The sequence below is a fragment of the Flavobacterium sp. N1994 genome (genome assembly GCF_025947145.1).
Classification (GTDB): domain Bacteria; phylum Bacteroidota; class Bacteroidia; order Flavobacteriales; family Flavobacteriaceae; genus Flavobacterium.
In genome coordinates this window covers 1,691,136-1,712,596 of the sequence record NZ_CP109999.1, presented here as the reverse complement: position 1 = coordinate 1,712,596, position 21,461 = coordinate 1,691,136, and the positions used below count along the sequence as shown (strand labels likewise).

The window sequence follows — 21,461 nt, the reverse complement described above, 5'->3', positions numbered from 1 at the left end:
AAAGCTATTTTTTTTGTTGAGATTGAACTAACCATACCTAATTATCAATATGTTTACTAATCTAATAACGATAGCTTAATAGTAAAAGAACTGGCTAATAATACAATTACTGACGATAAAATTTTTTAACTGTTAAATAAAGCCATTCGTCTACAGAAAATGGCTATTTGTCTATTATTTTAAACTCGCCTTTTAGATGTACATAAGTTTGTTTTTATAATTTAACAAATGGATTATGAAAAAAACTACTCTTTTATATATTAAATTTTTATTATTAGGTTTAACACAAATAGGTAACGCTCAGCTCTATACTAATGGTAGTATTTCTACAGGAACTATAACTGTAAATGGGACAGTGGCTCCCGCTTCGTATTCTTGGAGCGAATTACCTTCTGATGTTGGGAATGCTTTAGAATCCAATGGCTCTCTGGGATTTTCTGGGTTTTTCAATACAGCTGAAACATCAAGTTTTCGATTAGCAGATGATTTTGTCGTGCCTGTTGGTGCTACTTGGAACATAACTGATTTTTCTTTTTATTGTTATCAAACAAATTATACTGGAACAGTTCCTCCAATTGATGCCCTTAGAATTCAACTATATAATGGAGATCCTTCTTCGGGAGGTACACTAATAGCTGGAGATATGACTACAAATGTTTATGATATGGCTAACAGTACTGATGCTTTAGCTTACAGAATTTTAAACACTTCTATTCCTACTGTCACAGTACCGGGAACGACCAGAAAAATATGGAAAGTTAGAGGTAATTTAACAACTTCAATTTCATCAGGTACCTATTGGGTAGTTTTCCAAGTTCATGCCCTTGACGATGGTAGCATATTTTTCCCTTCGGTAACTATTGCGGGGTCTAGAGGTATACTTACAGCAAATGGGAAACAGTTTGTAGCATCAAATTCATTATGGAAACCCATTATAGATAGTGGAAATCCAGTTACAGCGCCTGATGTAACTCAGGAGCTACCTTTTCTAATTAACGCAAACACTTTGTCCGTTAACAGTAATAGTTTAGATGTAGGCATTTCAGTATATCCAAATCCAATAAAAGATATCATTACAATTTCAAATGTTTCTGATGCTGTAATTAATAGTATTGAGATATCTGATTTAAATGGTAGAATAGTTAAGAAGGTTTTGAATACTTCCGATTCAGAAATTAAGGTCTCCGATTTACAAACAGGTATTTATTTGATAAAAATTATGTCAGACAAAGGAATTGCAACAAAAAAAATTATTAAAGAATAATTTCCAATCTCTTTAAGGTCAAATAAAAAGCCAGAAGTATTTACTTCTGGCTTTTGTTTTTAACTATAGAAAATCTACCAAAACACAGTATATAACGCCGCTAACACTGCGATAATAATTAACATTCCAACAGTAAAACTTGGTGACATTTTGAACATGGTTTTATCCACTTCTAAACCATGAGGTTGAACTCCTTTTCGGTTTTCATACATGCTGATAAAGTACATTCCTATTACGCAAATCAGAAATACAAATCCCATACGATCAATAAATGGAATCTCATAAACACCAGTAGCATTTGGCACAGCAAATCCCATTGGGTTTAAGAAAGCTAAGTCCACAAAGGCGGGCATGAATTTGAAAATAATGGAAAATATAAATCCGCCAATAGTAGCAAATAAAGCGGCATTAGAAGTGGTTTTCTTCCAGAAGAATCCTAAAATAAACATCGCAAAAACACCTGGACTCACAAACCCAGTATATTCCTGAATGTATTGAAAACCTCCTTTTTTATCAATGCCCAAAAATGGCGCAACAATAACGGCAACAATCATGGCAATTAAGATGGTCGCTTTTCCAATTTTGACTAGTTTCTTCTCATCAGCATCCACATTTAATTTGGTTTTGTAAATATCTAAAGTGAATATAGTTGAGATACTATTTACTTTTCCAGCTAAGGAAGCTACAATGGCTGCCGTTAATGCCGCAAAAGACAATCCTTTTAAGCCAACAGGTAATAAGTTTAATAAAATAGGATAGGCTCTATCAGGATTTACACTGCCGTCTTGTAGCATCTCAGTGTGAAAGTGTCCGTTTTGATATAATACATAAGCAGCAATTCCAGGTAAAACGACGATTACAGGCATTAATAGTTTTAGGAAAGCCGCGAATAATATTCCCCCACGAGCTGTCTTTAAATCGGCTCCTAAGGCTCTTTGTGTGATGTATTGGTTACAGCCCCAATAATTTAAATTGATAATTAGCATACCGCCAATCAATACAGAAAGTCCTGGTAAATCCATATAATTGGGATTCGATTTATCAAATATCATATGGAAGTGATCATTGGCATGAGTAGTCATCAAATGAAACCCATTGATTACTCCAGTAGAACCAAATTCGGTCGCCACCAAATTCAAAGCCAAATAAGTTGTTACCAATCCACCCAAGATTAAAAAGAACACCTGAATTACATCGGTATATCCAATCACTTTCATTCCGCCAAGGGAAATCATGATAGCAAAAAGCGCCAAGAACACCATACAAAATGTAATGTTCAGCCCAGAGATACTGCTGATAGCCAAAGCTCCTAAGTACAAAATCGAAGTCAAGTTGACCAACACATAAAGCAAGAGCCAAAATACCGCCATAATCATGGCTACATTACTGTTGTACCGTTTGTTAAGGTATTGTGGCATGGTGAAAATTTTGTTCTTTAGATACACTGGCATAAAGAACACTGCTACTATAACTAGTGTTGCTGCCGCCATCCATTCATAAGTAGCGATGGCCAATCCCATTTTGAAACCACTACCACTCATTCCGATGAACTGCTCAGCACTGATGTTACTGGCAATTAAGGAAGCACCAATAGCCCACCAAGTCAGGGAACCTTCGGCTAAAAAATAATCCTTACTACTTGTTTGTGCTTTCTTTTTTCGGTTGTAAATCCAAAATCCGTAACCTACGATGATTACGAAATAGAGGAAGAAAACAATATAATCTTTGGTGGCTAAGGTTTGCATTTCAATTGGTTTTAGTTTTGTAATGAATGTTAGGTAAATCTCTTAAAATTTTAGCACTTTGCTCAGGGGAAATATCACGTTGCGCTTCTCCGAGCATTTCGTATCCAACCATGAATTTTTTCACCGTAGCACTTCGCAACAAAGGCGGATAAAAATGCATGTGGAAGTGCCATTCAGGATGAGACACTCTATCCGTAGGTGCTTGATGAATTCCAGAGGAATAAGGGAAGGATGTTTCAAAAAGATTATCGTATTTGACTGTAATTCCTTTTATGATATCGGCAAAAGCGGTGGTTTCTTCTTTATTCATTGCGATAATGTTACCGAAATGTCTTTTGCTGATAATCATCGTTTCATAGGGCCAAATCGCCCAAAACGGAACCAAGACAACAAAATGATCGTTCTCCATAACGATGCGTTCCTGTTGCTTTATTTCTTCGTCTAAGTAATCTTTGAGCAAACTAGTTTTGTTTTTTTCGTAATAGTTTTGAAGACTCTTTTGGGTTTTCTCTACTTGTGTTGGCAGAGAAGATTGTGCCCAAATTTGACCATGGGGATGCGGATTACTACAACCCATGATACTTCCTTTGTTTTCAAAGATTTGAACATAATTGATAAAATCCTGATTGCCTAGTTCGATGTATTGGGAGGCCCAAGTTTGAACCACTTTCTCAATATCTTCCACTTCCATTTCAGGCAAAGTGAGGTTGTGTTTGGGCGAAAAACAGATTACTTTGTTCATGCCTCTTTCAGGTTTTGATTGGAATAAACTATGTTTTGTATTGGTATAATTGACTTCCTCTTTTAGCAAAGCCGAAAAGTCATTTTCAAAGACATAACAGTTTGTATACTCGTCGTTTTTTATACCATTGGCACGAACATTTCCCGCACACAAATAGCAATTGTCATCATGTTCAGGCCGATGTTCATCAGTAATTTTTTCGTTCTGTCCTTGCCATGGTCGTTTAGCGCGATGAGGAGAAACCAATATCCATTCGTCTAGCAAAGGATTGTATCTTCGGTGAGGATGTTCGTTATTGTTGAATGCTGTCATGATTTAGTTTTTGTAAAGCGAAGCGCCTTTAGAAATTTTTACTTTGTATGCTTTTAATTCGATACCAAAAGCTTTTTGATAGCGTTCTGTTATTTTCTCAATGAGTTTGGATTCAGAGCCTTTTTTCACTAAATTGATAGAACATCCTCCAAAACCGCCGCCCATCATTCGAGCACCTAAAACGGTTTTTTCATGTTGAACAGCATCCACTAAAAAGTCGATTTCTTCACAACTTACTTCGTACTCTTTTGATAATCCTTCGTGAGTTTTTGACATTAATTTACCTAATCTTTTAAAATCAGAATTATTTAAAGCCTCTGCTGCTTCTTTTACACGCTGAATTTCATTTACCACAAAATGGCATCGTTTGAAAACGGTTTCGCCTAAAGTGTCTTTCAATTCTAATACCATGCTTTCAGTACAATTTCTAAAGGTTCTAACTTCTGGAAAATGTTGTTTGATAATTGATAATCCTAATTCTACTTCTTGTCTTCTAACGTTATAGCCTGATGTTAAATGCGTGTGTTTTACATTGCTATCTAATAAAAGTAACGAATATTTTTTAAAATCAGCTTTGTAGTATTCATATTCCAGAGTATTACAATCTAGTTTAATGACACTGTTCTTTTTTCCAAAAACGGAAGCGAATTGATCCATAATGCCGCAATTGACTCCAGCAAAAGTGTGTTCTGCCTTTTGACCTATAAGCGCTATATCTTCTTTGGTTAACCCTAAATGAAACAATTTATTCATGGCATAACCTATTCCACATTCAAGTGCTGCAGAGGAAGAAAGTCCAGCGCCCATTGGGATGGTGCTACTGAAAACAATGGTAAAGCCACTCATTGCAAATCCTTTCTCTTTGAGTTGCTGTAAAACCCCTAAAATATAATTGGCCCACATTGTATCAATGGGTTTCAATTCGTCATTGATATCAAATTGGTAGGTATCGTTTAAATCTTTCGCAACGAGAGTGCATTTAGAATTTTCATTTTTTGAAATGGCAAAGCAGATGTATTTATTGATGGCAGCGGGCATAACAAAACCATCATTGTAATCAACGTGTTCACCAATAATGTTGATTCTTCCTGGAGAAAGGAAAATATAGTCAGGTTTTTGTTGAAACATTATTTCGAAATGTTCTGTCGTTTGTTGAATTAATTTTTTCTTCATGGCTTAGAGATAAGAGTAATTGTTGCCGATTGTAATCCGTTTGATTTGGCTTCCAGTTTTATGGAACTTGATGTTTCCCCTGCCTGAATGATAACTTGACATTTGCCATTGAAAGTACTTCTTTGCCATTCCCCATCCTTGCATTTATCGGCTTCATGAGAGCTAGGGTCACCATTTCCAACCCCAATGATTTTGGCGTCAGCAGTGACAGTGAATTTAATTAGGTTATTAGCATCTGGTACTTCTCTACCTTTATCATCGGTTAGAGAAACGTTGACAACTGTTGCGTCTTTTCCGTCAGCAGTCAATATAGTTTTATCTGGAGTCAGCACTACATTTATAGCTTGTCCAGTTGTTTCTATTTTTGTGGTTAGTTTTTTACCTTTTTTATGCGCAATAGCTTCTAAAGTTCCAGGCTCATAAAGTACTTCCCATTGTAAATGGCTGTTTCTTGGCATGACTTTTTTGCCCAAACTCTTTCCGTTTAAAAATAATTCCACATCATCTGCATTAGAATTTACCCAAACATCAATTGGTTTACCCATTTTATCAGGCCAGTTCCAATGCGGGGAAATGTGAAGTACCTCTTCATTGGTCCACCAACTTTTATAATAGTAATAAATGTTTTTTGGGAAACCGCAAACATCCATAATGCCAAAATGCGAATTGATATTCGGCCACTGATACGGTGTCGGTTCACCACGATAATCAAACCCTGTCCAAACAAAACCACCAAGCCAATACTTGTTTTCGGCAGCGAGTTTCCACCAAGTTTCAGCTTTACTAGCCCACCAAGGAGCAGTGATGTCTTGATCAGGAACATAAGCTCTTATACTATCTTTTTCATAAATACCACGAGTGGTAACTGTACTTCCCATTTCGGTTCCAAGAAGAGGTTGGTTGGGATGGTCGCGATGATAGTCGGCAACAGCATATTCTCTGTAATTGAATCCTCGTATTGGAATTACTTCATTAACCCCTTTAAAATCATTACCCATATCGGCTGCATAAGTACTAGTTCTGGTTGGGTCCAAATCTTTTTGAATAGCTAGTAGGGATTGTGCAATTCTTTTGCCAAATTCATTTCCTTGTATGTTTTGTTCTTCATTTCCTATTGACCATAAGAATACGGAAGGATGATTTCTGTCGCGTTTAATTAAACGTTTGAATTGATCGGTATATTCTGGACTACTGTTTAGTAATCGTTGCTCATCTAACACTAACATTCCTAAGCTATCACAAGCCTCTAAAAGTTCTGGAGTAGGAGCGTTATGGCTTGTTCGGTAGGCATTTGAGCCCATCTGTTTCAGTAGTTTGATTCGATAGTATTGCAAATAATCAGGCAAGGCGCTACCTATTCCTGCATGATCTTGATGATTGTTGGTGCCTTGAATTTTGATATGCTTTCCGTTAAGAAAAAAACCTTCATTAGCATCAAATTTTACGGTTTTAATTCCGAATCGGGTTTTGGTTTGATGTACAATTTGGTTACCAGCCTTGACTACTGAAATCACTTTGTATAAATACGGATCTTCTAACGACCAAAGGCGGGCATTGTTTAGATTTACTTGCTGCTTTAAGGTGAAGTCTTTATGAATTCCTAATGTGACTTTTTGCACTGATGTCTTGGCTAACACTTTTCCGTTTCTATCTGTTATATAGGAGTAAACGGAACATGAAGAAGCATTTAATGAGTTGTTTTGAACGGTAGTTTCAATGGATACTGTAGCATTTTTGCCTTTTACTTCTGAATGAACATACAATCCGCCTTCAGGGATAAAGTTTTTGTTGGTGATATTTAACCAAACATGCCTGTAGATTCCAGCGCCTTCATAAAACCAACCCTCAGATTGTGTTGCATCCACTCGAATGACCATCACATTATCGCCTTCAAAATTGATATAATCCGAAACATCATAAGAATTGCCGACATATCCACTGAAGTTGGTGCCGACATAAAATCCGTTTAACCAAATTTCAGCATTTCTGTAGATGCCATCGAATTGGATTTCGAAACGTTTGTCTCTTTTTGATTTATCGACAGTAAAATGTTTCCGATACCAACCAATACTGGTTTCCGGATAAGAGCGCCCTACTGGTTTGTAACCATGAGAATCCATTTCGTGTGTGTTGGATTGAACAAAAGGAAGTTCGACAAGCCAATCGTGTGGGACGTTTATTTTACTCCAGGTTGTATCCACAAATTTTGGACTGATAATTGTAGTCTCAAAGACATTTGATTTATGGAGCAACAATTTGGTTCCGTAATCAAAGTCTTTTTCTGGATTGGCAGCGTGACCAAAATGGAATTTCCAATTTTCGTCAAGACTAATTTTTTCTTGTGCCTTTGCCATGGAAATCAAGCAAAACAGTAATCCGAGTAATAATGATTTTTTGAGTTTCATATCTTATTCTTTAAAAGCATCTAGGGCAGGTGAGGGTTGACCATTTTCTAACCAAGCACTTAAAGCATAATGACTCCAGCTTCTAGCACCTTGAGGTTCCCAATAGAAAACACCTAATCCTTTATTGTTAGGCACTTTTTTTACGGCTTTTATTGTTGCTGCTAATAGCTCATAAGTATTTTGAACTTTATCATCTTCACCACCGACTTCAACAACCATGACTTCTTTTCCGTACCGTTTTGCCATATCATTTAGATTGAATTGTAAGTCGGCAATAGTTTCAGAATAATCTTTTTTTATCCAATAAGGATAGTAAGACAAGCCGATTATATCGTATTTTACTTTTTGAGTTGTGGCATTGTCAAAGAATTCTCGGAACTTTTTGTTGTTGTTTCCTTCATCGACGTGAACAATTACTTTAATTTTTTTGTCTACTGCTTTTATAGCTTCATACCCTTTGTTTAATAATTGACCTAGCTGTTTCCAGTTTTTTGTGCTTCCATCGGGCCACAGCATTCCGCCTGGAATTTCGTTCCCAACTTGAACCCATTCTGGAGTAACGCCAGCTGTTTTTAAAGCATTGATTACATCATAAGTGTGATGGTAAACATCATTTAGTAATTCCGGAAAAGTATGTTTCTCCCAAGCTTTTGGTTTAAATTGTTTTGCTGGATCAGCCCAAGAATCAGAATAATGGAAGTCAATCATAACTCGCATTCCCATTTTTTGAGCTCGTAATGCCATGGCAACGGTTTCTTCCTTACTACAATGTCCGCTAGCTTTATCATCATTTGGATTTACCCAAACTCTTAGACGGATGGAGTTCATTCCGCGGTCTTTTAATAATTGCAGGCAATCTTTTTCTTTTCCGTCTGTATCATAAAATTTATAACCTGTGGCTTCCATCTGAGGCAACCAACCGACATCAGCACCTTTAACAAAGGGTTTATTTTGGCTAAAACCAAATATAGAAAGCAGTAATAATAAATAAAATTTTCTCATAATTAGTTAGCATTAAAAGCATCCATCGCTGGAAGTGAATTATTTGTAAAGTCCCAAAGTGCTTGATTTTCCCATGGAGAGCCATTAGTTGATGTTGGTCCACGGAAAGCGACCCATTCGGCACCCCAATAACAAAAACCAATTCCATTTGTACTTTGTTTTACCAAATTTTTGATGGCTAATAGATATTGTTTTTGTCCATCATTTGAAGCAGCATAAGCAGGGATTATTTGACTTGAAAGGCCTAAGATATTATTGGTGTAATCGTTGTATCCAAAAGTAAACGGATACGCTGTTTCGGCTATTACTACTTTTTTATTGTACAACTGCCCAAGAGTATTCATCTTATTTTGTAAATCGGTTAAGCTTTTTCCATGATAAATTGGATAATAAGAAATACCAATATAATCGTAATCTACATTAGCTACCTTGCTAAAAAACCAATCAGAACCGGATATTCCCGCATAATGTAGCATTATTTTGGTTGTTGTTGATTTGCTTCTCACGGCAGTAACTGCTGTCGAAACTAATTCTAAATATTGTGATTCGTTGGTTGATAATTTACCTTCGGGCCAAAGTAGACCATCATTTGTTTCATTGCCAATTTGAATGATATCAGGATAGATTTCAGTCATAATTTGTATGGTGTAATTTGAAACAGCAGTTTTTAAATCGGTATAATTTAGATTTTGCCAAGCTACTGGTTTGGTTTGATTTCCTGGGTCCGCCCATGTATCTGAATAATGTACCGTCAGCCAAACTTTCATACCTACCTGTTTTACTCTGAGTGCTAAAGCTTTTACTTCATTTAAACTGGAATGTCCATCAGATGGATTTTGCCAAAGACGAATTCTGATAGTATTACAACCTGCATTTTTTAATGTAGTAACGGCATCTTCGGCGACATTGTTGTGTTTGTATATAGTTCCTTCACTTTCGATTAAAGGCAAATAGGACATGTCTGCCGCCCGAATAAAAGTATCCTGAGTACCAGACTTACTATCTGAGGAGCAAGATAAAACCATTGCTATTACTGCCAATAAAGCTAATTTTTTCATTTTTAATTATAGGTTTTCAAATTTGAACTTTGTTTGGTGGAAATAAGTTTCATTTTTCTTCAATACAGCATTCGGAAAGTGACTGTGATTTGGAGCGTCAGGAAAATTTTGTGTTTCAAAACAAATGCCACTTAACGCATGATAGTTTGCATTTTCTTTTCCTTTGATTTTATTAAAACAATTCCCTCCAACATATATATGTACTGCAGGTTGATTGGTAGTAACCGTCATTTTTAGATTGTTTTTTTTACTGATAAGAGTTGCAGCATTTTCGTTGTTTAATACAAAAGTATTATCAATTGATACAGGACATGGTTTTGAAGTAGAAAAGTCAAAGTCATTATTTTTTAAATCAATATAATTTCCTGTTGGTATTAGTTCGTTATTGGTTTCTAGAATTTTTTGAGAGTTAATAATTAGCTCCTGTTTAACAATATCATTTGAATGTCCGTCGAGATTAAAATAACTGTGTTGCGTTAGATTAATTATGGTGTCTTCAGAAGATGTAGCTGTAAAAGAGACTTCAAGTTCATTTTCTGTTGTCAATGTATAGGTTACTTGAACGGTTATTTCTCCTGGAAAATTTTCTTCGTTATGTTTGCTAATATATTCTAGTGTTATAGAGGAACTGTCTCCTGTCACGAGTGACTTAACATTCCAGAGTTTTCTACTAAAACCTAAAATGCCTCCATGAAGATGGTGTTCGCCGTGATTTTTATTTAAATAGTTTTGTTTTCCATTTAAAAAAAACTGTCCATTATTTATTCTTCCAGCATACCTTCCTATTGTTGTGCCAAAATAAGGAGGGCTTGGCAAATAGTACGAATTTATATACTCTGTTAAAGTTTCAAATCCTAAAACGACATCTATTTTTTTGTTATTAGAAACGGGTATTTTTAAGTCAGTAATCGTTGCGCCATAATTTATAACAGAAAATTCAAAACCATTTTTATTTGTTAAATTATAACAAAGTACTTCTTTTTTGTTGGCTAGTACTCCGAACGGTTTTGTGTTTTTTCGGTTTAATATTTGCGAAATGTGATTTTTTACCATGGTATTTTTAATAATCTCACAACGAAATTATCATTATATTCTAAATACACATACCACTACCTACCAGTTTTTTTATAACTTGCCACCAGTTAGTATTCTTGAAATGAAAATTATAAATATAAATAATCAGTCTGCTCAACCAAAATATAAGCAAATAGTGATGTCAGTTGAAATCGCTATTGCTGAAAAGCGCATTAAAAGAGATGAAAAATTACCATCAGTAAATAAAGTTAGCTTAGAGTTTTCAATATCTAGAGATACCGTTTTGTTAGCTTATGATGAATTAAAAAAGAGAGGTATTATTTATGCTGTTTTGGGGAAGGGATATTATGTCAAGAGTGTTGAGTTTAGCTTTGAACAAAGATTCTTTTTATTGTTTGATGAGTTGAATATATTTAAAGAAGATATCTATAATTCATTTTTAAAAGCGGTAGATAATAATGTTCAGGTTGATATTTTTTTTCATCATTTTAATATTGATATGTTTAGAAAATTAATTAATGAAAGCAATGGCAACTATTCTAAGTATATAATAATGCCAACGAATTTAATTGGTGCAGCATCAGTCATTAAAACATTACCTAAAAATGACGTTTATATCCTTGATCAAACAAATAATGAGTTAACAGAATATCCATCAGTGCATCAAAATTTTGTAAAAGACATGTATGAAGCCCTTTTAAAAGGGAAAGATAGAATCAGTAAATACAACAAGTTGATACTCATTTTTCCTGGATTTAAAGAGCCTTTAGGAATGGTTGAAGGTTTTCAGAAATTTTGCAAAACTATTTTATTCCCTAACGAAATTATTGCAAACTTTGATAAAAGACAAATTCAAAAAGGCGAAGTTTATATTATTCCAAATGACAGGGATTTGGTTAGTGTAATAGAACAATCTAAGGCTCAAGACTTTAAAATAGTTGAAGATTTTGGAATCATTTCCTATAACGACACACCTCTAAAAAAAGTTGTTGAAAATGGGATAACAACAATTTCAACTGATTTTAGTAAAATGGGGACTTTGCTTGCCAATATGATTTTGGAAAATAGAAAAGAACAAATTGAAAATGAAAGTTGCTTGATTTTTAGAAACTCACTTTAGGAAATCAATAGTTTTAAATCTTTTATAGTTTGAGTAGGGTTTTCAGCTTTAAATACATAATTTCCAGCAACCAGAACATCTGCACCGAACTGAACTAATTGTTTTGCATTTTTATCGGTAACTCCACCATCAACTTCAATTAAAGTTGTTGCATTTTTTCTAATAATTAAATCCTTTAGTTTTTCCAATTTTGCATAAGTGTTTTCAATAAATGATTGCCCTCCAAAACCAGGATTTACACTCATCACACAAACCAAATCAATGTCATTTATTACATCTTCTAATAAAGCAACATTCGTGTGTGGGTTTATTGCAACTCCAGCTTTCATGCCTTCATTTTTTATGGCTTGTAAAGTTCTATGCAAATGAGTACAAGCTTCATAGTGAACGGTTAAAATATTAGCTCCTAATTCTGCAAAAGTCTTAATGTATCGTTCAGGTTTAACAATCATTAAATGCACATCGATTGTTTTCTTAGCATGTTTAGAAATAGCTTCCAAAACAGGCATTCCAAAAGAAATATTAGGAACAAATTCACCATCCATAATGTCGATATGAAACCAATCCGCTTCACTCTTGTTAATCATTTCGATATCCCTTTGTAGATTAGCAAAATCAGCAGCAAGAACAGATGGAGCAATGAGTTTATTTTTCATTAGTTGTAATGTTTTAGCAAAGATAATTATAAAAAATAAAACTCCGGTAATCAGCCGGAGTTTCAATCATCAATCAAAAAACGAACAGTTAATCAGACTGTTGTTATCGTTATTAGGATTAACCTAAATATGTTTTTAATATTTTACTTCTAGAAGTATGTTTTAATCTGCGAATAGCTTTTTCTTTAATTTGACGCACACGCTCACGAGTTAAATCGAAAGTTTCTCCAATTTCTTCTAATGTCATAGGGTGTTGATCTCCTAAACCAAAATACAGTCTAACAACATCTGCTTCTCTTGGTGTCAATGTTTCTAAAGAACGCTCAATTTCTGTACGCAATGATTCGTGGATTAATTCTCTATCAGGATTTGGAGATTCACCTGAACGTAAAACGTCATATAGGTTAGAATCTTCTCCTTCTACAAGAGGTGCATCCATTGATAAATGGCGACCAGAGTTTTTCATAGACTCTTTAACATCATTTACTGTCATATCTAATTCTTTTGCAATTTCTTCAGCAGAAGGTGGTCTTTCGTTAGATTGCTCTAATAAAGCATACATTTTGTTGATTTTATTGATAGAACCGATTTTGTTCAATGGTAAACGAACAATACGAGACTGTTCCGCTAATGCTTGTAGGATAGATTGACGAATCCACCAAACAGCATATGAAATGAATTTGAAACCTCGTGTCTCATCAAAACGTTGAGCGGCTTTAATCAAACCTAAATTCCCTTCGTTAATTAAATCGGGAAGTGTTAAACCTTGATTTTGGTATTGTTTTGCTACCGAAACTACGAAACGCAAATTAGCTTTTGTCAACTTTTCTAATGCACGTTGATCTCCGGCCTTAATTTTTTGAGCTAATTCTACTTCTTCATCAGCAGTAATTAGGTCAACTTTTCCAATTTCTTGTAGGTACTTGTCTAAGGAAGCAGTTTCACGATTCGTTACCTGCTTGGTGATTTTGAGCTGTCTCATTAATGTGTCTCCTTTACTTTAAAGTGTTCAGGTGGTTGTACGTAAAGAAGATCAAAAAAGTTACAAAAAGATAAATTTAATTTAATTGAGATTGTAATACGGAATATTTTTGTTGTACAAATTAGGTCTTGAATATTAATGCTACTGTCATTGCTAGAGGAATTAATATTATAACTGTCGGAATACTAATGAATAATTGAACTTTTTTCAGATTCTTTTATTTAAATTCAATGAATAGTCTTATGCAACTAAAAAAGATGTGTTAATAATCAAATGAAACCCCGATTCGTATTTTGATTAGGAGTTTTCTAAACTATTGGAATTCATTATTAATTTCTCTTTATCTTATTAATAACTCATATCTCTTTTTAGAAAATACTTGTATTAAACGTTTTTTTTTCTATTACTTTGTGAAGATGTTGTTTATAAGATTTTAAAGAAATTCTTGTTAAGGATAAAGCATTCATTTTAAAAATTACAATCATGAAAAAAAATTATATATTTCTATTAGTTTTATTTTTAATTTTTCAAACTAAATTATCAGCTCAAACAGCAATATTGCCAAGTATTAATATTGGAACACAAACTTGGCAAAGCACAAATTTGGATGTAACAACCTACAGCGACGGAACACCCATCCCGCAAGTGACTGACGATATTGAATGGAGTAATCTAACCACAGGAGCTTGGTGTTATTATGAAAATAATACGGCAAATGGTGCCATTTATGGCAAATTATATAATTGGTATGCAGTTGTAGGTATTTACGATGCAGCCTCATCAACCAATCCAGCTTTACGAAAAAATCTTGCTCCATCTGGTTGGCACATACCTACAGATTCTGAGTGGACTACTTTAACTAATTATTTAGGCGGTTTAAATGTTGCTGGAGGCAAAATGAAAGAAATTGGTATGGCTCACTGGCAAAGTCCTAATAATAACGCAACTAACAGTAGTGGATTTACAGGCCTTCCGGGTGGATATCGATATGCTTATGGTCCATTCTATAGTATTGGCGAAAAGGGCTACTGGTGGAGTGCTACTGAATACACCTCAGCCGTATCTTGGCTATATGATTTGTATTACTTTAATGGTATTTCTCATAGAAACTACATCGATAAACCAATAGGTAACTCAGTGCGTTGTGTCCGTAATCAAACATTGCAGATTCAAAATCAAACAACGAATTTAGAAATAAAAGTATTTCCTAATCCAGCATTTTCAATCCTAACTCTTCAAAATCCTAACAACACCAATTTTGATAAAATAATAATTACAGACATTACAGGTAAGACAGTTGTTAGTCAAATGCAATACTCTAATCAAGTTAATGTAGAACTATTAACAAGTGGGACGTATATTATAGAAGCCTTTTCAGGTAATCAAAAATTCCAATCTAAATTTATAAAGCAATAAATAAATTATAATAATGTTACAGCTGCTTGTCCCAAAGTGAGGGCTGCATTCAAGTAAAAATATAACCCCCGATTCAAAAATCTTGAATCGGGGGTTTCTATGAATTAATATAATCTAGATTAACCTTGAGGAGCGTCTTTTCTTTCTTCTCTAGGAGGTCTTGGTAAAAGCGCTTTTCTTGATACTTTTTCTTTTCTTGTTTTAGGATCAACACCAAGGTATTTTACCATAAACACATCGCCCATATTCACTACGTCAGTAACGTTTTCTGTGCGTTCCCAAGCCAATTCAGATACGTGTAATAATACTTCGTTTCCTGGAGCTGCAGTATATTCTACAACCGCACCAAAATCAAGCATTTTAATTACTTTCACTTCATAAGCTTCCCCAACTGTTGGTTTGAAGATGATAGAATCAATTTTTGCTAATACTGCTGCAATTCCATCTGGATCTGTTCCTAAGATTTCAACAACACCTTGTTCGTCTACTTCGTTAATCACAATAGTAGTTCCTGTAGCTTTTTGTAATTCTTGAATCACTTTTCCACCAGGTCCAATTAAGGCACCAATGAAGTTACCAGGAATAGTTCTCATGATAATTTTAGGAGCATGTTTCTTAACATCAGCTCTTGGAGTAGCAATAGTTTCAACCAATTTGCCTAAAATGTGCATACGACCGTCACGAGCTTGGTTCAAAGCTTGTTCCATAATATCATAACGCAATCCATCAATTTTAATGTCCATTTGACAAGCAGTGATACCGTCTTTAGTTCCAGTTACTTTAAAGTCCATATCACCCAAGTGATCTTCATCACCTAAGATGTCTGACAATACAGCAAATTTTTGGCCATCAGTAATCAATCCCATAGCAATACCAGAAACTGGTTTCACCATTTGGACTCCAGCATCCATCAAAGCCATCGTACCAGCACAAACGGTAGCCATAGAAGAAGAACCGTTAGATTCTAAAACTTCCGATACAATACGTATAGTATAAGGACAATCAGCTGGAATCATATTTTTCAAAGCACGTTGTGCCAAGTTTCCGTGACCAACTTCTCTTCTTGAAGTTCCTCTTAAAGGTTTAGCTTCTCCTGTTGAAAATGGTGGGAAATTATAATGTAAATAGAATTTTTCTTCACCTTGTTCTGATGGTGAATCAATTTGATTAGCTTCTCTTGAAGTTCCTAGAGTAACTGTAGCCAAAGCTTGAGTTTCTCCACGGGTAAATAAAGAGGAACCATGAACAGATGGTAAATAATCGATTTCACACCAGATAGGTCTGATTTCAGTTGTTTTTCTTCCATCCAAACGAATTCCTTTTTCAAGGATTACGTTACGAACCGCTTCTTTATTGGTTTTGTAGAAATATTTTCCAACTAATCCAGCTAGGTCAGAATTTGCAGCATATTCTTCTTCAGTAAATAAGGCTTTACACTCTTCTTTAACTGCAGCAAATTTTTCACCTCTTTCACTTTTTCCTGAAGCTTCTTGAGCAATAGCATAACATTTGTCATACCCAGCTGCTTTTACTTTTTTGTAAACTTCTTCATCTTCTACTTCACCTTCGTAAGTACGGATTTCTTTTTTACCAAAAGCTTCCTGTAATCTTAATTGAGCGTGAATTTGAACTTTAATAGCTTCGTGAGCAAATTTAATGGCTTCAACCATTTCTGCTTCTGAAATCTCTTTCATTTCTCCTTCAACCATCGCAACCGAATCCAAAGAAGCTCCAATCATCATGTCAATATCTGACAATTCTAATTGCGCTCTGCTTGGATTGATAACAAATTTTCCATCCACACGTGCTACACGTACTTCAGAAATTAAGTTGTAAAAAGGAATGTCGGAAACCGCTAAAGCCGCTGATGCTGCTAAACCAGCTAATGCATCTGGCATCACATTTTCATCATGCGACATTAATTGAATCATCACCTGAGTTTCAGCATGATAATCATCTGGGAAAAGTGGACGTAAAACACGGTCAACAAGACGCATGGTTAACACTTCATTGTCACTAGGACGCGCTTCTCTTTTGAAAAAACCACCAGGAAATCTTCCTGCAGCGGCAAATTTTTCACGGTAATCTACCGTTAATGGTAAAAAGTCAACTGCTGGGTTTGATGTTCTTGCTGATACAGCTGTCGCTAAAAGCATACAGTCGCCTAATCTAACAACAACAGAACCATCTGCTTGTTTTGCTAATTTACCTGTTTCGATTGTGATAGTTCTTCCATCACCTAAATCGATTGTTTCTTGGGTTACTTTTGGAATCATAAAAATTAATTCGTTTAAACTATTAGGTTAGTTGTGTTGTAGTTGTTGTAGTAGTTGTTTGTAACCCAATGAAAAACCGAAACTTTTCTCTTTATTTATAAAACAAAAAGAGGCGCGCAAGCACCTCTTTTAGATATGTATTATTTTCTAATACCTAATTCTTTAATAATCTCACGATATCTGTTAATATCTTTTTTCTTCAAGTAATCCAAAAGACTTCTTCTTTTACCTACCAAAAGTACTAACGAACGCTCAGTATTATAATCGTGACGATTTTTTTTCAAGTGTTCTGTTAAGTGTGAAATTCTGTGTGTGAACAATGCAATTTGTCCTTCTGCAGATCCTGTGTTCTCTGCTTTTCCTCCGTGTTTAGCGAAGATTTCTGCTTTAACTTCTTTAGTTAAGTACATGCTAATATTATTTTAAATGATTATTATGTATGAATTAAGGTTTTCTCAATTCGTGTGCAAAGATAATCTTCTTTTTTGATTAGGCAAGTAAAAAGATGTTGTTAACTTAAAAAAGTTTGGCAACTTCCTCATTTACAAACTCTAAAAAGCGCTCGTCTGCATCTGTGAAAGGATTAATGACATGACTGTCAATATCAATTTGTCCTATGTTTTGACCATTTACAAATAACGGAACCACAATCTCTGATTTCACGGTAAAGCCACAAGCAATATAATTGTCTTGAGCGGAAACATCGGGTACCACAAAATTAGCATTAGATTCGGCTACTTGTCCGCATATGCCTTTCCCAAATGGAATTACGGTATGATCAGTTTCAGCACCAACATAGGGACCAAGATGCAAGGTTTTATTTTCATGGTTTGCAAAATAAAAGCCAACCCAATTGTAATACTCCACCTTGTCTGAAAGGAATTGACAAAGGTTTTTCAATTTTGTATCTCTTTCAGAATTAGCATCAGAAAGAATAGCAATTACTTCAGATTTTAAACTTTCAAAATTCATTTTCAATTTTTTATGCAAATGTAACGACTGCGCTTTTTTTATTTTATATAAATTTGTTAAAAATTATCACTTGAAAAATCTGCTCCTGCAATACAAACCCTTTTTGCTTTTTCTAGGAAAATTTATTGTTACTTATTTGGTTTTAACGTTGGTGTATCAATCGTATTTGAATCGCTTTGATGCTAAAAATGCTGAAGTGGATACTTTTACACAGCTAGTCGCTAATCAATCTACAACGGTATTGACTTGGTTTGATTCGCAATCCTACACCATGCCACATCTGAAAGAGCCAAGTGTAAAATTGTTTTACAAAGGCAAATATATTTCCCGAATCATTGAAGGCTGTAATGCTTTGAGTGTTATTATTTTATTTATTTCTTTTGTAATTGCATTTACAGGAAAATTCAAAAACACCCTACTTTTTATACTCTTAGGAAGTCTTTTAATTCATGTTTTAAACATTGGTAGAATCTCACTTTTGTGTGTGGCTTTATATCATTTTCCACAGTTTGAACATTTATTACACGGAGTAATTTTCCCTTTAGTTATATATGGCATTGTGTTTTTGTTATGGGTTGTTTGGGTCAATAAATATTCGTTTTATGCTACAGAAGTTGATAAGAAATAAAGAAAAAGTGGGCTGGTCAATATTTTTGATATTGCTTTTAGTTTTGATAAGAGCTTTTGAGGAAACATTGTTTTACGATCCGTTTTTGAATTATTTCAAAAGTGAATATTCTCAATTGGCTTTCCCAAAAATCAATATTTTTAAATTATTTTTCAGTTTAGGAATACGGTTTTATCTCAACTCGGTTATTTCATTGTTTTTACTTTATGTCATTTTTAAAGACACTCAAATAGTCAAATTCTCGGCATTGTTATATATGATTTTAGGCTCCATTTTAATGATAAGTTTTATTTTCACCCTTAATTTCTTTGGTGAAGAAAGTAAAATGACTTTGTTCTACATCAGAAGATTTCTTATTCAACCTATTTTTATTCTTTTGTTTCTCCCAGCGTTTTATTACCAAAAACAAAGCAAAAAGTAAGCGGTTTTTTCGTAACTTTACTTTGGTTCTAAAGGCTATATTTAAATTAGTTTGCCATGAAAATAGTAAAGCATTCAGGCTCTATAGTTGATTTTAATCGAGATAAACTTAAAAGTTCTTTGCTCAAATCAGGTGCAAGCGTAAAAGTTGTAGAAGATGTTTTACAAGTAATCGAAAAACAAATCTACGAAGGAATTTCTACTAACAAAATTTACAAACTTGCGTTTGGTTTACTCAAAAAATCTTCTAGTTCTCATGCAGCAAGATATAATTTAAGAACTGCTATTCAACAACTCGGACCAGCTGGTTTTTTCTTCGAAAAATACATCGCAAGGTTGTTTATTTCAGAAGGTTATTTGGCACAAACTAATCTTTTCTTATCTGGTAAATGTGTGGGTCATGAAGTTGATGTAGCTATCATGAAAAACAAGTATATCGAAATGATTGAATGTAAATTTCATGCCCGAAGTGAATCCAATTCTGATGTAAAAGTGCCAATGTATATTCTTTCAAGATTTAACGATTTAAAAGACAGGAGCCACCGAATTTTTACTAAAAATGATACTATTTCAGGCTGCTGGATAGTTACCAATAACCGATTCACCTCTGATGCTATGGCTTTCGCCAAATGTTCTGGCTTGCAACTTTTAAGTTGGGATTATCCTGAGAACAATAGCTTGAGAAAACGAATAGACAAGGATCATCTATACCCAGTAACTTGTTTAACTACTTTGACTTTAGCAGAAAAAGACAAACTCATGGTTTCTGATATTATTTTGGCCCAAGAAATAATCAACAACTCAGAATTGCTTGAAAAAATCGGACTAAGTCCTAACCGAGTAAAAAATGTACTAAAAGAAGTTTCCGAACTTTGTAATTACTTATAAAATGAAAATCAAATTTTTAGGAGGAGCAGGAACGGTAACAGGTTCCAAAACATTGGTAGAAAGCAATGGAATAAGAATTCTAATTGATTGCGGACAATTCCAAGGAATCAAACCTTTGCGAGAGTTGAATTGGGAACCACTACCCATTTTGCCTAATACCATCGATTTTGTTTTGCTTACGCATGGCCATTTAGACCATTGTGGTTGGTTGCCCAGATTAGTCAATCAAGGATTTGAAGGTAAAATTTATTGTACAAGTCCAACGAAAGATATCGCCAAATTGATTTTGTTAGATAGTGCCAAAATTCAGGAAGAGGAAGCTGAACGCGCCAATAAAGATCATTTTTCCAAACATGAAAAAGCAGAACCTTTATATGATTTGGCTCAAACAGAAAAAGTCTTTCCTTTGTTTAGAGTTGTAAAACCCAATACAGAAATTCAGTTGGATGCCGAAATTTCAGCTAAATTCCGGAATGCTGGTCATATCATTGGTGCTTGTTCAATTGAATTGAAACTCGAAAACAAAACGTTAGTTTTCTCAGGAGATATTGGGAGAGATGATGATGTGTTGATGTATGCACCTGTAAAACCAAAAGTGGCCGATTATGTTTTTTTGGAAAGTACTTACGGCAATCGTATTCATCCTGATGAAGATGTGAAACTCTCCTTGGAAACGTATATCAACAATGCTTTTCAAATGGGAGGGACTGTAATCATTCCGAGTTTTGCCGTAGAACGCGCCCAAAGTATTATGTATTTACTTTGGCAATTGAAAAAAGAAGACAAAATCCCCAACATTCCCTATGTAATTGATACCCCAATGGGCATAAGCGTTTTGGAGGTTTTTACTAATAATAAAAATTGGCATAAGCTTTCGGAAAATGATTGTGTAGAAATGTGTGGGATGTTTACAATGAATACAGATTATCAGGAAACCATCAATACTATTTATGATAAAGGGCCAAAAGTGATTATAGCAGCTAGCGGAATGATTACGGGTGGTAGAGTATTAAGTTATTTAGAACGTTATATTGGATTGCCTGAAACTACGGTTATTATTGTGGGTTACCAAGCTGAAGGAACAAGAGGGAGAAAACTTTTGGAAGGCGCTGCTGAATTAAAAATCTATGGTAAATATTATCCGGTTTTGGCTAAAATAGTAGAAATAGAAGGTTTATCTGCGCACGGAGATCAAAATGATTTATTGAATTGGCTTTCTGAATTAAATCCTAAACCAAAAAAAGTGTTTTTAGTTCATGGTGAAAATCAGCCTGCAGATGAATTACGCATTAAAATTCAAGAGCGATATGGTTTTGAGTGCTCTGTTCCTATGATGGGACAAGAACTTGAATTATAAAGTTTTAATA

Annotated in this window: 19 protein-coding genes; 7 read left to right on the top strand and 12 right to left on the bottom strand. The window is 34.5% G+C overall.

From position 1 onward, the window contains the following. Positions 1 to 235: 235 nt before the first annotated feature. Positions 236 to 1,264, top strand: coding sequence for a T9SS type A sorting domain-containing protein (locus tag OLM53_RS07615; protein ID WP_264519641.1), 1,029 nt, complete (start codon positions 236 to 238; stop codon positions 1,262 to 1,264). A 74-nt stretch (positions 1,265 to 1,338) separates the two neighbouring features. On the opposite strand, the gene OLM53_RS07610 is transcribed toward OLM53_RS07615, so the two are convergent. The 7 genes from OLM53_RS07610 to OLM53_RS07580 are packed head-to-tail and all read right to left on the bottom strand — an operon-like array spanning position 1,339 to position 10,754. Then, entirely contained in the window at positions 1,339 to 3,009 is a 1,671-nt protein-coding gene (locus tag OLM53_RS07610; protein WP_264519640.1) for a sodium/sugar symporter, read from the bottom strand. A 1-nt stretch (position 3,010) separates the two neighbouring features. Next, entirely contained in the window at positions 3,011 to 4,063 is a 1,053-nt protein-coding gene (locus tag OLM53_RS07605) for a UDP-glucose--hexose-1-phosphate uridylyltransferase (RefSeq protein ID WP_264519639.1), read from the bottom strand. A gap of 3 nt (positions 4,064 to 4,066) precedes the next feature. After that, positions 4,067 to 5,236: a galactokinase gene (galK, locus tag OLM53_RS07600; protein ID WP_264519638.1), complete on the bottom strand. Its 1,170-nt coding sequence runs from the start codon at positions 5,234 to 5,236 to the stop codon at positions 4,067 to 4,069. Continuing rightward, a complete protein-coding gene (galA, locus tag OLM53_RS07595) occupies positions 5,233 to 7,641 on the bottom strand; it encodes a beta-galactosidase GalA (RefSeq protein ID WP_264519637.1) in 2,409 nt (802 codons plus the stop codon). The genes galK and galA overlap by 4 nt, the downstream gene beginning before the upstream one ends. 3 nt (positions 7,642 to 7,644) lie before the next feature. Beyond that, positions 7,645 to 8,643: an arabinogalactan endo-beta-1,4-galactanase gene (locus OLM53_RS07590; RefSeq protein WP_264519636.1), complete on the bottom strand. Its 999-nt coding sequence runs from the start codon at positions 8,641 to 8,643 to the stop codon at positions 7,645 to 7,647. Positions 8,644 to 8,645: 2 nt separating this feature from the next. Continuing rightward, positions 8,646 to 9,701, bottom strand: a complete 1,056-nt coding sequence (locus OLM53_RS07585) for an arabinogalactan endo-beta-1,4-galactanase (protein ID WP_264519635.1) — start codon at positions 9,699 to 9,701, stop codon at positions 8,646 to 8,648. A gap of 6 nt (positions 9,702 to 9,707) precedes the next feature. Continuing rightward, entirely contained in the window at positions 9,708 to 10,754 is a 1,047-nt protein-coding gene (locus tag OLM53_RS07580; protein ID WP_264519634.1) for an aldose epimerase family protein, read from the bottom strand. Between the two features lie 103 nt (positions 10,755 to 10,857). On the opposite strand from OLM53_RS07580, the gene OLM53_RS07575 reads away from it, so the two are divergent. After that, positions 10,858 to 11,856: a GntR family transcriptional regulator gene (locus tag OLM53_RS07575; RefSeq protein WP_264519633.1), complete on the top strand. Its 999-nt coding sequence runs from the start codon at positions 10,858 to 10,860 to the stop codon at positions 11,854 to 11,856. On the opposite strand, the gene rpe is transcribed toward OLM53_RS07575, so the two are convergent. Beyond that, positions 11,853 to 12,512 carry a ribulose-phosphate 3-epimerase gene (gene rpe / locus OLM53_RS07570; RefSeq protein WP_264519632.1) on the bottom strand — a complete coding sequence of 220 codons (660 nt, stop codon included), beginning with the start codon at positions 12,510 to 12,512 and terminating at the stop codon, positions 11,853 to 11,855. The genes OLM53_RS07575 and rpe overlap by 4 nt on opposite strands. Before the next feature lie 118 nt (positions 12,513 to 12,630). Then, positions 12,631 to 13,494, bottom strand: coding sequence for an RNA polymerase sigma factor RpoD/SigA (locus tag OLM53_RS07565; protein ID WP_026707723.1), 864 nt, complete (start codon positions 13,492 to 13,494; stop codon positions 12,631 to 12,633). Between the two features lie 483 nt (positions 13,495 to 13,977). Between OLM53_RS07565 and OLM53_RS07560 the strand changes: the two genes are divergently transcribed. Beyond that, positions 13,978 to 14,910: an FISUMP domain-containing protein gene (locus OLM53_RS07560; protein WP_264519631.1), complete on the top strand. Its 933-nt coding sequence runs from the start codon at positions 13,978 to 13,980 to the stop codon at positions 14,908 to 14,910. Positions 14,911 to 15,029: 119 nt separating this feature from the next. On the opposite strand, the gene OLM53_RS07555 is transcribed toward OLM53_RS07560, so the two are convergent. The 3 genes from OLM53_RS07555 to OLM53_RS07545 form a co-directional block, all read right to left on the bottom strand. Beyond that, the gene (locus OLM53_RS07555) at positions 15,030 to 17,186 is read right to left on the bottom strand and encodes a polyribonucleotide nucleotidyltransferase (protein WP_264519630.1); all 2,157 of its coding nucleotides are present in this window, start codon (positions 17,184 to 17,186) and stop codon (positions 15,030 to 15,032) included. 140 nt (positions 17,187 to 17,326) lie between these two features. Continuing rightward, positions 17,327 to 17,596 (bottom strand): 30S ribosomal protein S15, encoded by a 270-nt coding sequence (rpsO, locus tag OLM53_RS07550; RefSeq protein ID WP_264519629.1) that lies wholly within the window; start codon positions 17,594 to 17,596, stop codon positions 17,327 to 17,329. Between the two features lie 106 nt (positions 17,597 to 17,702). After that, positions 17,703 to 18,158 (bottom strand): GAF domain-containing protein, encoded by a 456-nt coding sequence (locus OLM53_RS07545; protein WP_264519628.1) that lies wholly within the window; start codon positions 18,156 to 18,158, stop codon positions 17,703 to 17,705. Between the two features lie 70 nt (positions 18,159 to 18,228). Here OLM53_RS07545 and xrtF point away from each other — a divergent pair, with 70 nt between their 5' ends. The 4 genes from xrtF to OLM53_RS07525 are packed head-to-tail and all read left to right on the top strand — an operon-like array spanning position 18,229 to position 21,451. Further along, positions 18,229 to 18,786: an exosortase family protein XrtF gene (xrtF, locus tag OLM53_RS07540; protein WP_264519627.1), complete on the top strand. Its 558-nt coding sequence runs from the start codon at positions 18,229 to 18,231 to the stop codon at positions 18,784 to 18,786. Continuing rightward, positions 18,761 to 19,207, top strand: a complete 447-nt coding sequence (locus tag OLM53_RS07535; RefSeq protein WP_264519626.1) for an exosortase F system-associated membrane protein — start codon at positions 18,761 to 18,763, stop codon at positions 19,205 to 19,207. Before xrtF ends, OLM53_RS07535 begins: the two co-directional genes overlap by 26 nt. Before the next feature lie 56 nt (positions 19,208 to 19,263). Then, positions 19,264 to 20,094, top strand: coding sequence for an ATP cone domain-containing protein (locus OLM53_RS07530; protein ID WP_264519625.1), 831 nt, complete (start codon positions 19,264 to 19,266; stop codon positions 20,092 to 20,094). 1 nt (position 20,095) lies between these two features. Next, complete coding sequence (locus OLM53_RS07525) at positions 20,096 to 21,451, top strand: MBL fold metallo-hydrolase RNA specificity domain-containing protein (protein WP_264519624.1); 1,356 nt, start codon at positions 20,096 to 20,098, stop codon at positions 21,449 to 21,451. Positions 21,452 to 21,461: the final 10 nt, after the last annotated feature.